13 protein-coding genes are annotated in these 16,177 nt (G+C 55.4%); all 13 read left to right on the top strand.

Annotated elements, in window-relative coordinates:
* Window positions 1–1,122, top strand: a complete 1,122-nt coding sequence (gmd, locus tag ACOTX4_RS07130) for a GDP-mannose 4,6-dehydratase (RefSeq protein ID WP_003863514.1) — start codon at window positions 1–3, stop codon at window positions 1,120–1,122.
* 2 nt (window positions 1,123–1,124) lie between these two features.
* Complete coding sequence (gene fcl, locus ACOTX4_RS07125) at window positions 1,125–2,090, top strand: GDP-L-fucose synthase (protein WP_045330424.1); 966 nt, start codon at window positions 1,125–1,127, stop codon at window positions 2,088–2,090.
* A gap of 2 nt (window positions 2,091–2,092) precedes the next feature.
* Window positions 2,093–2,572, top strand: coding sequence for a GDP-mannose mannosyl hydrolase (locus ACOTX4_RS07120; protein ID WP_003863519.1), 480 nt, complete (start codon window positions 2,093–2,095; stop codon window positions 2,570–2,572).
* Window positions 2,569–3,792, top strand: coding sequence for a colanic acid biosynthesis fucosyltransferase WcaI (gene wcaI / locus ACOTX4_RS07115; protein WP_045330422.1), 1,224 nt, complete (start codon window positions 2,569–2,571; stop codon window positions 3,790–3,792). Before ACOTX4_RS07120 ends, wcaI begins: the two co-directional genes overlap by 4 nt.
* A gap of 3 nt (window positions 3,793–3,795) precedes the next feature.
* The gene (cpsB, locus tag ACOTX4_RS07110) at window positions 3,796–5,232 is read left to right on the top strand and encodes a mannose-1-phosphate guanyltransferase (RefSeq protein WP_003863522.1); all 1,437 of its coding nucleotides are present in this window, start codon (window positions 3,796–3,798) and stop codon (window positions 5,230–5,232) included.
* A 109-nt stretch (window positions 5,233–5,341) separates the two neighbouring features.
* Window positions 5,342–6,712 (top strand): colanic acid biosynthesis phosphomannomutase CpsG, encoded by a 1,371-nt coding sequence (gene cpsG / locus ACOTX4_RS07105; protein ID WP_022648631.1) that lies wholly within the window; start codon window positions 5,342–5,344, stop codon window positions 6,710–6,712.
* Between the two features lie 128 nt (window positions 6,713–6,840).
* Entirely contained in the window at window positions 6,841–8,235 is a 1,395-nt protein-coding gene (gene wcaJ / locus ACOTX4_RS07100) for an undecaprenyl-phosphate glucose phosphotransferase (RefSeq protein ID WP_003863525.1), read from the top strand.
* 1 nt (window position 8,236) lies between these two features.
* Entirely contained in the window at window positions 8,237–9,715 is a 1,479-nt protein-coding gene (gene wzxC / locus ACOTX4_RS07095) for a colanic acid undecaprenyl disphosphate flippase WzxC (RefSeq protein ID WP_003863527.1), read from the top strand.
* Between the two features lie 15 nt (window positions 9,716–9,730).
* The gene (gene wcaK / locus ACOTX4_RS07090; RefSeq protein ID WP_006811234.1) at window positions 9,731–11,011 is read left to right on the top strand and encodes a colanic acid biosynthesis pyruvyl transferase WcaK; all 1,281 of its coding nucleotides are present in this window, start codon (window positions 9,731–9,733) and stop codon (window positions 11,009–11,011) included.
* Window positions 11,008–12,228, top strand: coding sequence for a colanic acid biosynthesis glycosyltransferase WcaL (gene wcaL, locus ACOTX4_RS07085; RefSeq protein ID WP_023314466.1), 1,221 nt, complete (start codon window positions 11,008–11,010; stop codon window positions 12,226–12,228). Before wcaK ends, wcaL begins: the two co-directional genes overlap by 4 nt.
* 12 nt (window positions 12,229–12,240) lie before the next feature.
* Window positions 12,241–13,632, top strand: a complete 1,392-nt coding sequence (gene wcaM, locus ACOTX4_RS07080) for a colanic acid biosynthesis protein WcaM (protein WP_023314465.1) — start codon at window positions 12,241–12,243, stop codon at window positions 13,630–13,632.
* 189 nt (window positions 13,633–13,821) lie between these two features.
* Window positions 13,822–14,817: an NAD-dependent epimerase/dehydratase family protein gene (locus ACOTX4_RS07075; protein WP_045330417.1), complete on the top strand. Its 996-nt coding sequence runs from the start codon at window positions 13,822–13,824 to the stop codon at window positions 14,815–14,817.
* Between the two features lie 215 nt (window positions 14,818–15,032).
* The gene (gene galF, locus ACOTX4_RS07070; protein ID WP_045330416.1) at window positions 15,033–15,929 is read left to right on the top strand and encodes a UTP--glucose-1-phosphate uridylyltransferase GalF; all 897 of its coding nucleotides are present in this window, start codon (window positions 15,033–15,035) and stop codon (window positions 15,927–15,929) included.
* Window positions 15,930–16,177 lie beyond the last annotated feature (248 nt).

Here is a 16,177-nt window from a genome sequence, read left to right as displayed (position 1 = left end):
ATGTCTAAAGTCGCTCTCATCACCGGCGTTACCGGGCAGGATGGTTCTTACCTGGCAGAATTGCTGCTGGAAAAAGGGTATGAAGTTCACGGTATTAAGCGTCGTGCCTCTTCATTTAATACCGAGCGTGTCGATCATATTTACCAGGATCCTCACGCGGCGAACCCGAAATTCCACCTGCATTACGGCGACCTGACCGATACCTCCAACCTGACCCGTATCCTGCAAGAAGTACAGCCGGATGAAGTGTACAACCTGGGCGCGATGAGCCACGTTGCGGTCTCCTTCGAATCCCCGGAATACACCGCTGACGTGGACGCCATGGGTACGCTGCGTCTGCTGGAAGCGATTCGCTTCCTGGGTCTTGAGAAGAAAACTCGCTTCTACCAGGCATCTACCTCTGAGCTGTACGGCCTGGTGCAGGAAATTCCGCAGAAAGAGACCACGCCGTTCTACCCGCGTTCTCCGTACGCTGTGGCGAAACTGTACGCCTACTGGATCACCGTGAACTACCGTGAATCCTACGGCATGTACGCCTGTAACGGCATTCTGTTCAACCACGAATCTCCACGTCGCGGCGAAACCTTCGTGACCCGCAAAATCACCCGCGCGATCGCTAACATCGCTCAGGGCCTGGAGTCTTGCCTGCACCTCGGCAACATGGATTCCCTGCGTGACTGGGGCCATGCGAAAGACTACGTGAAAATGCAGTGGATGATGTTGCAGCAGGAGCAGCCAGAAGACTTCGTGATTGCGACCGGCGTGCAGTACTCCGTACGTCAGTTCGTTGAGATGGCTGCGGCACAGCTGGGCATCAAGCTGCGCTTCGAAGGCACCGGCGTGGAAGAGAAGGGTATCGTTGTTTCCGTGACCGGCCATGACGCACCGGGCGTGAAGCCAGGCGACGTGATTGTCCAGGTTGATCCGCGTTACTTCCGTCCTGCTGAAGTGGAAACCCTGCTGGGCGACCCAACCAAAGCGCACGAGAAGCTGGGCTGGAAACCAGAAACCACCCTGCAAGAAATGGTATCCGAGATGGTGGCCAAAGATCTTGAAGCAGCGAAAAAACACTCCCTGCTCAAATCCCATGGCTACGAGGTTGCCATCGCGCTGGAGTCCTGAGAATGACAAAACAACGTATTTTTGTCGCCGGTCATCGCGGAATGGTGGGTTCCGCGATTGTTCGCCAGCTGGAACAGCGCGGTGACGTGGAGGTGATTGTTCGCACCCGCGACGAGCTGAACCTGCTTGACAGCAAAGCGGTGCAGGACTTCTTCGCCAGTGAACGTATCGACCAGGTGTATCTGGCGGCGGCGAAGGTGGGCGGCATCGTCGCTAACAACACCTACCCGGCGGATTTCATCTACGAGAACATGATGATTGAGAGCAACATCATTCACGCGGCGCATATGCACAACGTGAATAAGCTGCTGTTCCTCGGCTCATCCTGTATCTACCCGAAAATGGCGAAGCAGCCGATCGCCGAGGGCGAACTGTTGCAGGGCACGCTTGAAGCCACCAACGAGCCGTATGCGATTGCCAAAATTGCCGGGATCAAGCTGTGTGAATCCTACAACCGTCAGTATAACCGCGACTATCGCTCGGTGATGCCGACCAACCTGTACGGACCGCACGACAACTTCCACCCGAGCAATTCCCACGTGATCCCGGCGCTGCTGCGTCGTTTCCACGAGGCGACTGCCGAAAACGCCCCGGACGTGGTCGTGTGGGGCAGCGGTACGCCAATGCGTGAGTTCCTGCACGTGGACGATATGGCGGCGGCCAGCATTCACGTCATGGAGCTGGATCGCGAAGTGTGGCAGGAAAACACCGAGCCGATGCTGTCGCACATTAACGTCGGGACCGGCGTGGACTGCACCATTCGCGAGCTGGCGCAGACCATCGCGCAGGTGGTGGGTTACAAAGGACGCGTGGTGTTTGACGCCACCAAACCGGACGGCACGCCGCGCAAGCTGCTGGACGTGACCCGTCTGCATCAGCTGGGCTGGTATCACGAGGTCTCACTGGAGCAGGGGCTGGCCAGCACCTACCAGTGGTTCCTGGAAAACCAGCACCGCTTCCGGGGGTAATGATGTTTTTAAGTCAGGAAGATTTTGCCACGGTAGTGCGTTCCACTCCGCTGATCTCAATTGATTTGATCGTGGAGAACGAACGCGGCGAGTTCTTGCTGGGGAAACGAACCAATCGTCCTGCACAGGGCTTCTGGTTCGTGCCCGGCGGGCGCGTGCAGAAGGATGAGACGCTTACCGATGCGTTTGAGCGTCTCACTCTGGCGGAACTGGGCCTGCAACTGCCGATGGCAGCGGGCCAGTTTTACGGAGTCTGGCAGCACTTCTATGACGATAACTTTTCAGGCACCGGGTTCACCACGCACTACGTCGTGCTGGGGTTCCGCCTGAAGGTGAGTGAGGCAGACCTGCGTCTGCCTGATTCTCAGCATGACGATTACCGCTGGTTAACGCCAGAGGCGCTGCTGGCAAGCGACAACGTCCATGACAACAGTCGGGCGTACTTCCTTGCGGAACGTCAGGCCGAGGTGCCAGGTCTATGAAAATCCTCGTCTACGGAATTAACTACTCGCCGGAGCTTACCGGTATCGGGAAATACACCGGCGAGATGGTCGAGTGGATGGCGAGCCAGGGACATGACGTGCGGGTGATTACTGCCCCGCCGTATTACCCGGAGTGGAAGGTAGGCGAACGCTATTCCAGCTGGCGCTACCGCCGCGAAGAGGGCGCCGCGACCGTCTGGCGCTGCCCGCTCTACGTGCCGAAACAGCCCTCGACGCTGAAACGTTTAATTCATCTGGGCAGCTTTGCCCTGAGCAGTTTCTTCCCGCTGATGGCGCAGCGTCGCTGGAAGCCGGATCGCATCATCGGCGTGGTGCCGACCCTGTTCTGCACGCCAGGCATGCGCCTGCTGGGAAAACTCTCCGGCGCGCGCACCCTGCTGCACATTCAGGATTATGAAGTGGACGCCATGCTCGGGCTGGGTATGGCCGGGAAAGGCAAGGGCGGCAAGGTGGCGAAGCTCGCCAGCGCCTTTGAGCGCAGCGGCCTGCACAACGTGGATTACGTCTCGACCATCTCGCGCTCGATGATGAACAAGGCGCAGGAGAAGGGCGTCCCGGCGGAAAAAGTGATCTTCTTTCCGAACTGGTCCGAAGTGGCGCGCTTCCGCGATGTGACAGACCAGGATGCGCAGGCGTTACGCGCGCAGCTCGGGTTGCCTGCTGAGCAAAAAATCATTCTTTACTCAGGCAACATCGGCGAAAAACAGGGGCTGGAGAGCGTGATTGACGCCGCGCTTCAGCTGAGCAAACACCCGTGGATGTTCGTGATAGTCGGGCAGGGCGGTGGTAAAGCGCGGCTGGAAAAAATGGCCAGCGAGCGCGGACTGACCAACATCCGCTTCTTCCCGCTTCAGTCTTATGACGCGCTGCCCGCGCTGCTGAAAATGGCGGACTGCCATCTGGTGGTGCAAAAACGCGGCGCGGCGGATGCGGTGCTGCCGTCCAAGCTGACCAACATTCTGGCAGTGGGCGGAAACGCGGTGATTACGGCAGAAGCCGCAACAGAATTAGGCCAGCTGTGCAACAGCTACCCGGGCATTGCCGTTTGCGTAGAGCCTGAATCGGTTCCTGCGCTGGTGACCGGAATTGAGCAGGCACTCGCCATGCCAAAAGAGAACACGGTGGCACGTGAATATGCCGAACGCACGCTCGAGAAAGAGAACGTGCTGAGCCAATTTATTGCAGATATACGGGGATAAATCATGAGTCAAACCACTTTGTATCCGGTCGTAATGGCGGGTGGATCCGGGAGCCGGTTGTGGCCACTGTCCCGCGTGCTTTATCCAAAACAATTTCTGTGTCTGAAAGGCGACCTCACCATGCTGCAAACGACGGTTAACCGTCTGCACGGCGTGGAGTGTGAAAGCCCGGTGGTGATCTGTAACGAGCAGCACCGCTTTATCGTTGCGGAGCAGCTGCGCCAGCTGAACAAACTGACCGAAAATATCATTCTGGAGCCTGCCGGACGCAACACGGCGCCTGCCATTGCCCTTGCGGCGCTGGCAGCAAAACGCAGCAGCCCGGACTGCGACCCGCTGATGCTGGTGCTGGCGGCTGACCACGTCATCCAGCAGGAAGAGGCCTTCCGCGACGCGGTACGCGCAGCGATTCCTTACGCTGAGAACGGCAAGCTGGTGACCTTCGGCATCGTGCCGGATCTCCCGGAAACCGGCTATGGCTACATTCGCCGCGGCAGCGTTACGCCTGGTGAAGGCGACAGCGTGGCCTTTGACGTAGCGCAGTTTGTCGAAAAACCGAATCTGGAAACCGCGCAGGCGTATGTTGCCAGCGGTGAATACTACTGGAACAGCGGTATGTTCCTGTTCCGCGCCGGTCGCTACCTGGAAGAGCTGGAAAAATATCGCCCGGATATCTTAAGCGCCTGCGAAAAAGCGATGGCGGTGGTGGATCCGGATCTCGATTTTATCCGCGTGGACGAAGAAGCCTTCCTCGCCTGTCCGGAAGAGTCCATTGACTATGCGGTGATGGAACGTACGGCAGATGCGGTAGTGGTACCGATGGATGCGGGCTGGAGCGACGTCGGCTCCTGGTCGTCACTGTGGGAGATCAGCGCGCATACCCCGGAGGGTAACGTCCATCACGGGGATGTGATCAGCCACAAAACGGAAAACAGCTACGTCTACGCCGAATCTGGCCTCGTCACTACAGTAGGGGTGAAGGATCTGGTGGTCGTGCAGACCAAAGACGCGGTGCTGATTGCCGACCGTAATGCCGTGCAGGACGTTAAAAAAGTGGTGGAGAAGATCAAGGCCGATGGCCGTCACGAACACCATATTCACCGTGAAGTCTACCGCCCGTGGGGCAAATATGACTCCATCGACGCCGGCGAGCGTTATCAGGTGAAACGCATCACCGTGAAGCCGGGAGAAGGGCTGTCGGTGCAGATGCACCATCACCGCGCCGAACACTGGGTGGTGGTGGCAGGGACCGCCAAAGTGACCATCGACGGTGAAGTGAAGCTGCTCGGTGAAAACGAGTCCATTTATATTCCGCTGGGCGCCACGCACTGTCTGGAAAACCCGGGGAAAATTCCGCTCGACTTAATTGAGGTGCGTTCCGGCTCCTATCTGGAAGAGGACGACATCATCCGCTTCCAGGATCGCTACGGGCGCGTGTAGCACTCCGCATCATGCCCGGTGGCGCTGCGCTTACCGGGCCTACGAATGAAAAAAATAAATTTGGCCATTACATGGTCAGGGCCAACTGTTGCCTGAAAAAGGGGTCATCATGGAAAAATTAACCTGTTTTAAAGCCTACGATATTCGCGGCAAGCTGGGCGAAGAGCTGAACGAAGACATTGCGTGGCGCATCGGCCGCGCGTACGGCGAATACCTGAAACCACAAACTATCGTGCTTGGCGGCGACGTGCGCCTGACAAGCGAATCCCTGAAGCTGGCGCTGGCGAAAGGGCTACAGGATGCGGGCGTCGACGTACTGGACATTGGCCTTTCCGGTACCGAAGAGATCTATTTTGCCACCTTCCACCTGGGCGTGGACGGCGGTATCGAAGTGACGGCCAGCCATAACCCGATGGACTACAACGGCATGAAGCTGGTGCGCAAGGGCGCGCGTCCTATCAGCGGTGACACCGGCCTGCGCGACGTGCAGCGTCTGGCCGAGGCCAACGACTTCCCGCCGGTAAACGAAGCGAAGCGCGGCAGCTATAAGCAGATTAACCTGCAAAAAGAGTACATCGACCACCTGCTGGGCTACATCAATGTGGCAAACCTCAAACCGCTGAAGCTGGTGATTAACTCCGGCAACGGCGCGGCAGGCCCGGTTGTCGATGCACTTGAAGCCCGCTTTAAGGCGCTGAACGTGCCGGTGACCTTCGTCAAAGTGCACAACACGCCAGACGGCAACTTTCCGAACGGTATTCCTAACCCGCTGCTGCCGGAGTGCCGCGACGACACCCGCAACGCGGTGATTGAGCACGGCGCCGATATGGGTATCGCCTTTGACGGCGACTTCGACCGCTGCTTCCTGTTCGATGAGAAAGGGCAGTTTATCGAAGGCTACTACATCGTTGGCCTGCTGGCGGAAGCGTTCCTCGAGAAAAACCCGGGGGCGAAAATCATTCACGATCCGCGTCTTTCCTGGAACACCGTCGACGTGGTGAAGGCCGCGGGCGGCGAGCCGGTGATGTCCAAAACCGGCCACGCGTTTATCAAAGAGCGTATGCGTGAGGAAGACGCCATCTACGGCGGCGAGATGAGCGCCCACCACTATTTCCGTGATTTTGCCTACTGCGACAGCGGGATGATCCCGTGGCTGCTGGTGACCGAGCTGCTGTGCCTGAAAGGGCAGAGCCTGGGCGAACTGGTGCGCGACCGCATGGCGGCGTTCCCGGCCAGCGGTGAGATCAACAGCAAACTGGCACAGCCCGCTGAGGCCATTGCCCGCGTGGAACAGCACTTTGCCATTCATGCGCTGGAGATTGACCGTACCGACGGTATCAGCATGGCGTTCCCGCAGTGGCGCTTCAACCTGCGCTCGTCCAATACCGAGCCGGTGGTGCGCCTGAACGTGGAGTCCCGCGCTGACACCGCGCTGATGGAAGCCCGAACGAAGGACATTCTGGCGCTGTTGAATCAGTAAAAAGAAAACCTTACCCCTCACCCTAACCCTCTCCCCAAAGGGGAGAGGGAACTTGAACACCCTCTCCCCTTTGGGGAGAGGGCCGGGGTGAGGGGCGAGGGGTAAGGTTTAGAACTAAAGGAACAACGATGACAAATCTAAAAAAGCGCGAACGAGCGAGAACGAATGCATCGTTAATCTCTATGGTGCAGCGTTTTTCTGATATCACCATCATGGTCGGCGGACTGTGGGCGGTGTGTTGGGTCAGCGGGCAGTCGTTCTTATACATGCACTTGCTGATGGCGTTGATTGCGCTGGTGGTGTTTCAGATGATCGGCGGCATGACCGATTTCTATCGTTCATGGCGCGGCGTCAAAATGACCACCGAACTGATGCTGCTGCTCCAGAACTGGACCTTAAGCCTGATTTTCAGCGCAGGCCTGGTGGCGTTCAGCCATGATTTTGATAACCGTCTTGTGACCTATCTCTGCTGGTATCTGTTAACCAGCATTGGCATGGTGGTCTGCCGCTCGCTGATCCGCTTTGGCGCGGGCTGGCTGCGCAACCGCGGGTATAACCGTCGCTTCGTTGCCGTGGCGGGCGATCTGCCGGTGGGACAGGTGTTGCTCGACAGCTTCCGCAAAGAGCCGTGGTTAGGTTTTGAAGTGGTCGGGATTTATCACGACGCGAAGCCCGGCGGCGTACCGTCCGACTGGGCAGGTAACTACGAACAGCTTATTGACGATGCGAAAGCCGGCAAAATTCATAACGTCTACATCGCCATGCAGATGAAAGATGAATCCCGCATCAAGAAACTGATGCGCGAGCTGGCGGATACCACCTGCTCGGTGATCCTCATCCCGGATGTCTTCACCTTCAATATTCTCCACTCCCGTATTGAAGAGGTGAACGGGGTACCGGTTGTTCCGCTGTACGACACGCCGCTGTCGGGGATTAACCGCGTGCTGAAGCGCGTGGAAGATATCGTGCTTTCGTCTCTGATCCTGCTGCTCATCTCCCCGGTGCTGTGCTGTATTGCGCTGGCGGTGAAGCTCAGCTCGCCGGGGCCGATCATCTTCCGTCAGACCCGCTACGGCATGGACGGTAAGCCGATCATGGTGTGGAAATTCCGCTCCATGAAGGTGATGGAGAACGACAAGGTGGTGACCCAGGCGACGCAGAACGATCCGCGCGTCACCCGCGTGGGCAACTTCCTGCGCCGTACCTCGCTCGATGAGCTGCCGCAGTTCATCAACGTGTTCACCGGCGGGATGTCCATCGTCGGGCCTCGTCCTCACGCCGTGGCCCATAACGAGCAGTACCGTACCCTGATTGAAGGCTACATGCTGCGCCATAAGGTGAAGCCAGGCATTACCGGCTGGGCGCAGATCAACGGCTGGCGCGGCGAGACCGACACGCTGGAAAAAATGGAAAAACGTATCGAGTTCGATCTGGAGTACATCCGCGAGTGGAGCCTCTGGTTCGATATCAAGATTGTTTTTCTGACCATTTTCAAAGGTTTCGTGAACAAAGCGGCGTACTAAGATGAGCTTACGAGAAAAAACCATCAGCGGTGCGAAATGGTCAGCCATGGCCACCATCGTCATCATTGGCCTCGGCCTGGTGCAGATGACGGTGCTGGCGCGCATTATCGATAATCACCAGTTTGGTCTGCTGACCGTCTCGCTGGTGATTATCGCCCTGGCCGATACGCTGTCGGACTTTGGTATCGCCAACTCCATTATCCAGCGCAAAGAGATCAGCCATCTGGAGCTGACCACCCTCTACTGGCTGAACGTCGGGCTGGGTATCTTCGTTTTTGTGCTGGTGTTCCTGCTGAGCGATGTGATTGCCGGCGTGCTGCATAACCCGGACCTGGCGCCGCTGATGCGTACTCTGTCGTTCGCTTTCGTGGTGATCCCGCACGGGCAGCAGTTCCGCGCGCTGATGCAGAAAGAGCTGGAGTTCAACAAAATCGGCATGATTGAGACCAGCGCCGTGCTGGCGGGCTTTACCTTCACCGTGGTCAGCGCCCATTTCTGGCCGCTGGCGATGACCGCCATCCTCGGCTACCTCGTTAACTCTGCCGTGCGTACGCTGCTATTCGGCTTCTTTGGCCGTAAGATTTATCGCCCGGGGCTGCATTTTTCGCTGGCGTCTGTTTCATCCAACCTGCGCTTCGGCGCGTGGCTGACGGCAGACAGCATTATCAACTACGTAAATACTAACCTCTCCACGCTGGTGCTGGCGCGCATTCTGGGCGCGAGCGTCGCGGGTGGCTACAACCTGGCGTATAACGTCGCGGTTGTCCCGCCGATGAAGCTCAACCCGATTATTACCCGCGTCCTGTTCCCGGCGTTCGCCAAAATTCAGGACGATACCGAGAAGCTGCGCGTGAATTTTTACAAGCTGCTCTCCGTGGTGGGGATCATCAACTTCCCGGTCCTGCTGGGGCTGATGGTGGTCGCCAGCAATTTCGTACCGCTGGTGTTTGGCGAGAAGTGGAACAGCATCATCCCGATCCTGCAACTGCTGTGCGTCGTGGGGCTGCTGCGCTCGGTGGGGAACCCGATTGGTTCTCTGCTAATGGCGAAGGCGCGCGTGGATATCAGCTTCAAGTTCAACGTGTTTAAAACCTTCCTGTTTATTCCGGCAATTATTGTGGGCGGGCACATGGCGGGCGCCATTGGCGTGACGCTCGGCTTCCTGCTGGTGCAAATCGTCAATACCGTGCTGAGCTACTTCGTGATGATCAAACCGGTGCTGGGCTCCAGCTACCGTCAGTACATCCTCAGCCTGTGGCTGCCGTTTTATCTCTCCTTGCCGACGCTTGCGGTGAGCTACGGCCTGGGCGTGGTGCTCAACGGACATCTGCCGCTGGCGGCGCTGCTTGCGGTGCAGGTCGCGGCAGGCGCGCTGGCGTTTGGCGTGATGATTGTGCTGTCACGCAATGCGCTGGTGGTCGAGATGAAGCGCCAGTTTTGCCGTAACGAAAAAATGAAAACGCTGCTTCGCGCAGGCTAATTTTACGAGGCCATTATGAAATTACTTATTCTTGGCAACCATACCTGCGGCAACCGTGGCGACAGCGCCATCCTGCGCGGTTTACTGGATGCAATTAACACCCTTAAGCCTGAGACAGAAGTGGATGTGATGAGCCGTTATCCGGTCAGCTCATCCTGGTTACTGAACCGCCCGGTGATGGGCGACCCGCTCTACAGCCAGATGAAACAGCACAACAACGCTGCGGGCGTGATGGGGCGCGTGAAGAAAGTCCTGCGTCGCCGCTACCAGCATCAGGTGCTGCTTTCTCGCGTGACCGACACCGGCAAGCTGCGCAACATTGCCATCGCGCAGGGCTTTACCGATTTCGTGCGTCTGCTGTCCGGCTATGACGCCATTATTCAGGTGGGCGGCTCGTTCTTCGTCGACCTGTACGGCGTGCCGCAGTTTGAACATGCGCTTTGCACCTTTATGGCGAAAAAGCCGCTGTTTATGATCGGCCACAGCGTCGGGCCGTTCCAGGATCCGCAGTTTAACCAGCTGGCGAACTATGTCTTCGGCCACTGCGACGCGCTGATCCTGCGTGAATCGGTCAGCCTCGACATGATGAAGCGCAGCGAAATCGACACCACCAAAGTGGAGCACGGTGTGGACACCGCCTGGCTGGTGGATCATCAGGATGACAGCTTCCAGGCCAGCTACGCGGTACAGCACTGGCTGGACGTGGCGGCAAAGCAGAAAACCGTCGCCATTACCCTGCGTGAACTTGCGCCGTTCGATAAACGCCTCGGCACGACCCAGGCGGCGTACGAGAAAGCCTTTGCCGACGTGGTGAACCGCGTGCTGGACAGCGGTTACCAGGTGCTGGCGCTTTCCACCTGTACCGGTATCGACAGCTACAACAAAGATGACCGTATGGTGGCGCTCAACCTGCGCAACCTGGTGAACGATCCGTCCCGCTATCACGTGGTGATGGACGAGCTGAACGATCTGGAGATGGGCAAGCTGCTCTCCGCCTGCGACCTGACCGTGGGCACGCGTCTGCACTCGGCTATTATCTCGATGAACTTCGGTACGCCAGCCATCGCCATCAACTACGAACACAAGTCCGCGGGCATTATGCAGCAGCTCGGTATGCCTGAAATGGCCGTCGATATTCGTCATCTGCTGGACGGATCGCTGGGTGCGATGGTGGGCGACACGCTCGGCCAGTTGCCTGCGATCAACGAACGTCTGGCGGTGGCGGTAAAAGCCGAACGCGAAAAAGGTATTGGCATGGTGAAATCCGTACTCGACCGCGTCCGGGAGGGGAAATGAAGGTTGGTTTCTTCTTACTGAAATTTCCGCTGTCGTCTGAAACTTTTGTGCTGAATCAAATCACCGCGTTTATCGATATGGGGTATGACGTGGAGATTATCGCCCTGCAAAAGGGCGATACGCAAAACACCCATGCGGCGTATACCCGGTATGGGCTGGAGGCAAAAACCCGCTGGTTGCAGGATGAACCCGCCGGACGGATGAACAAATTGCGCCATCGCGCCGGACAGACGCTGCGCGGCCTGCATCGCGCCTCGACGTGGCGGGCGCTGAATATGTCGCGCTATGGGGCGGAGGCCCGCAACCTGATCTTATCCGCCATTTGCGGGCAAACGGCCCAGCCGTACCGGGCCGATGTCTTTATCGCCCACTTTGGCCCGGCGGGCGTAACGGCGGCAAAACTGCGTGAGCTGGGGGTGATTGACGGCAAAATCGCAACCATTTTCCACGGTATCGACATCTCCAGCCGGGAAGTGCTGAACCACTACACGCCGGAATATCAGCAGCTGTTCCGCCGTGGCGACATGATGCTGCCGATAAGCAACCTGTGGGCCGGGCGCCTGAAAACCATGGGTTGCCCGAGCGAGAAAATCACCGTTTCACGCATGGGCGTAGACATGGAACGCTTCACCCAGCGACCGGTCAAGGTGCCGGGCAAGCCGCTGCAGATTATCTCTGTTGCCCGCCTGACCGAAAAGAAAGGGCTGCACGTAGCCATCGAAGCCTGTCGCCAGCTGAAGGCGCGTGGTGTGGACTTCCACTACCGCATCCTGGGTATCGGGCCGTGGGAGCGTCGCCTGCGCACGCTGATTGAACAGTATCAGCTGGAAGACGTGGTCGAGATGCCGGGCTTCAAGCCGAGCCACGAAGTGAAAGCCATGCTTGATGACGCGGATGTATTCCTGCTGCCTTCCGTAACCGGCGCCGACGGCGATATGGAAGGCATTCCCGTGGCGCTGATGGAGGCGATGGCCGTCGGCATTCCGGTGGTCTCGACCCTGCACAGCGGCATCCCGGAGCTGATAACCTCTGAGCATTCTGGCTGGCTGGTCCCTGAAAACAATGCGCTGGCGCTGGCGGATCGTCTGGCCGCGTTCAGCAATATCGATCAGCAAACGCTGATCCCTGTGCTGCAAAATGCGCGGCAAAAAGTTGAAGCAGAATTCAATCAGCAGGTGATTAATCGCCAGTTAGCGAGCCTGCTGCAAACGCTGTAACGCTGAGGTTGTATGCTGAAAAAGATTACCCGACGCCGATTTGTCTCTTCTTTATCCGTCCTGGCTGCCATGCCGCTGCTGTCGCCCCGCGCTGCGCGGGCGGCGACCGGGAAGACGGTTTCTGTCGATCGCTACAACAATAACGACTGGATCGCCGCCTTTAAGCAGGCATTTACCGAGGGCGATACCGTTGTTGTTCCCGCCGGGTTAACCTGTGAAAACATCAATACCGGCATTTTCATTCCTGATGGCAAAACCCTGCTGATCCGCGGCGCGCTGAAGGGCAACGGGCGCGGGCGGTTCGTGCTCCAGGAAGGCTGTAAGGTCATTGGGGAAGGAGAGGGGCGCACGCATAACATTACGCTGGACGTGCGTGGCTCCGACTGTGTCATTAAAGGGCTGGCGATGAGCGGCTTCGGCCCCGTCACCCAGATCTACATTGGCGGTAAAAAGCCGAGAGTGATGCGTAACCTGCTTATCGATCGCATTGCCGTGAGTCAGGCCAACTACGCCATTCTGCGCCAGGGTTTCCATAATCAGGTGGATGGTGCGCGCATTACCAACAGCAAATTCAGCCATTTGCAGGGTGACGCGATTGAGTGGAACGTGGCGATTAACGACCGTAACATCCTGATCTCTGACCACGTGATCGATAACATCAACTGCACGAACGGCAAGATCAACTGGGGCATAGGCATTGGGCTGGCTGGCAGCACGTACGACAATGACTATCCGGAACAGCAGACCGTTAAAAACTTCGTGGTGGCGAATATCACCGGCAGCAACTGTCGGCAGCTGGTGCATGTTGAAAACGGTAAACACTTTGTGATCCGTAATATCAAGGCCAGCAATATTACTCCTGACTTCAGTAAAAAGGCCGGAATTGATAACGCAACGGTAGCTATTTATGGTTGTGATAATTTCGTTATCGATAATATCGATATGGTGAACAGCGCCGGAATGTTAATCGGGTATGGCGTGATCAAGGGCGATTATCTGTCGATACCGCAAAACTTCAAACTTAACGATATTCGCCTGGATAACCGACAGCTTGCCTATAAGCTGCGTGGGATACAGATTTCCTCTGGCAATGCCACGTCGTTTGTTGCCATCACCAATGTCAACATGCAGCGGGCAACACTTGAGCTGCACAACAAGCCACAACATCTTTTCTTGCGCAATATCAATGTGATGCAGGAATCAGCAACGGGGCCCGCGCTTAAGATGAACTTCGACTTGCGCAAAGACGTGCGCGGGAAGTTTATGGCCAAAAACGAGACGCTGTTGTCGCTTGCGAACATAAAAGCGGTTAATGAAAAGGGGCAGAGTTCGGTGGATATTGATCGGGTCGATCAACATGTGGTGAATACGGAACGGTTGAATTTTGCGCTGCCGCACAGGTGACGGTGGAAGCCTTAGGCGTATGCCATTCAATCTGATGTAACCCCTAAAAATTTGTTACTGAATTCAGCGGTTTTAAGGTTTATAATCCATGGCATTACTTTGCAATATTCAGTTTATCAATAACGGTGCCTCAGGGAAGAACGCGATTACCGGGGGGTTGCCAAACACACATAACGCATTGAGTGGTGTATGAACGATAAGGTTTTGTTTATTGGCGCATCTGGATTTGTCGGGACTCGATTGATCGAAATTACTCGGAATGAGTTTGACGTTACTAACTTTGACAAACAGCAGAGTCATTTCTACCCGGACATCACCGTTTCTGGTGATGTTCGTAATCAGGAGCAACTCGATAAGGCGCTTACTGGATTTGAGACTGTCGTGCTGCTCGCGGCTGAACACCGTGATGACGTTAGTCCAACATCACTCTACTATGATGTAAACGTGAAGGGAACACGTAACGTATTGTCTGCTATGGAAAAAAACAACGTTAAGAACATTATTTTTACCAGTTCTGTGGCTGTGTATGGTCTTAACAAAGTGAACCCTGACGAATCCCATCCCCATGATCCTTTCAACCATTACGGCAAAAGCAAATGGCAAGCGGAAGAAGTTCTGCGCGAGTGGTTTAATAAAGCTCCAGAGGAAAGATCCCTGACAATTGTCCGGCCTACGGTCATCTTTGGTGAGCGTAACCGTGGCAATGTGTACAACCTGCTTAAGCAAATTGCAGGGGGTAAATTCGCCATGGTAGGCGCTGGAACCAACTATAAGTCAATGGCTTATGTCGGTAACATTGTTGAATTTATCAAATTTAAGCTGACCAATGTTAAGCCGGGTTATGATGTTTACAACTATGTAGACAAACCAGACCTGAACATGAATCAGCTAGTCTCAGAAGTTGAGAAGAGTCTCAATAAAAAAATCCCTTCAGTTCATCTCCCTTACCCGCTTGGAATGTTAGGTGGGTATTGCTTTGATATTCTTAGCAAAGTTACCGGGAAGAAATATGCAATTAGTTCTGTGCGCGTGAAGAAATTCTGTGCAACTACACAGTTTGACGCGACCAAGGTACACAGCTCTGGATTTAAAGCGCCTTATACCTTATCTCAAGGTCTGGACCGTACGCTGAAGTATGAGTTCGTCCATGAGAAGAAAGATGACATCACGTTTGTATCTGAATAATGCCTCAAAGGTTGCGATTTGTCGGAAACAGAGGGCTGTGCGATTTTCGCGACAGGGTTTCCGATAATTCTGGGTCACACTTAATGCATACTCATGTTTAGTAATGTGAGTTTTAACGCGAAACGTGATTTGCATAAGGCGTAGTAGACTTCTTGATCGGGCAAATTTCCTGATTAGGTCTATACTTCGTCAACCATTTTAAGGTGGAAGATAAAATGACCAATTTGAAAGCAGTTATACCGGTAGCGGGTCTGGGCATGCACATGTTGCCCGCCACAAAAGCCATTCCTAAAGAGATGCTGCCGATCGTTGACAAGCCGATGATTCAATACATCGTCGACGAGATTGTTGCTGCTGGGATTAAAGAAATCGTTCTGGTGACGCACTCTTCTAAGAACGCCGTCGAGAACCACTTCGACACCTCTTATGAACTCGAAGCGCTGCTTGAGCAGCGCGTTAAGCGTCAGCTTCTGGCAGAAGTCCAGTCTATCTGTCCTCCTGGCGTGACCATCATGAACGTGCGTCAGGCGCAGCCGTTGGGTCTGGGCCACTCAATCCTCTGCGCGCGTCCGGTAGTGGGTGATAACCCGTTCATCGTGGTACTGCCGGACATCATTATTGATACCGCTTCCGCCGATCCGCTGCGTTACAACCTGGCGGCAATGGTCGCTCGCTTCAACGAGACGGGCCGCAGCCAGGTGCTGGCGAAACGTATGAAAGGCGATCTCTCTGAGTATTCTGTTATCCTGACTAAAGAGTCACTGGAGACGGAAGGGCAGGTTAGCCGTATCGTTGAGTTTATCGAAAAACCCGATCAGCCGCAGACCCTGGACTCTGACCTGATGGCAGTCGGCCGTTATGTGCTGAATGCGGATATCTGGGCTGAGCTGGAAAAAACCGAGCCGGGCGCCTGGGATCGTATCCAACTGACCGATGCGATTGCTGAGCTGGCGAAGAAGCAGTCGGTTGATGCGATGCTGATGACCGGCGACAGCTATGACTGCGGTAAGAAAATGGGGTATATGCAGGCGTTTGTGAACTATGGCCTGCGTAATCTGAAGGAAGGGCAAAAATTTAGAGAAACAATACAAAAAATCATTTCAACTTATTGATATAATTAATTTTTATAATACATAAACGCCCATTCTAAATAATACATATTTAGGATGGGCGTTCTGTTTTGTAGTGACATTTATGTAATAATAACAGTGAGTTATACGTTTTTTTAGAGTATAATACTAGTTATTTTCTCTTGTTTATCTTGTCTTAAAATACGACAATTAAAACAGTTTAAAGCCACTATAGCTTTTTATAGAGCACACAATTAAATACACGCAGTGCACTGGTAGCTGTCGAGCCA

The sequence above is a fragment of the Enterobacter cloacae complex sp. IR5459 genome (assembly GCF_049238005.1).
GTDB lineage: Bacteria > Pseudomonadota > Gammaproteobacteria > Enterobacterales > Enterobacteriaceae > Enterobacter > Enterobacter hormaechei_C.
The sequence above is the reverse complement of the archived record's forward strand: the minus strand, read 5'-3'. Positions and strand labels throughout refer to the sequence as shown.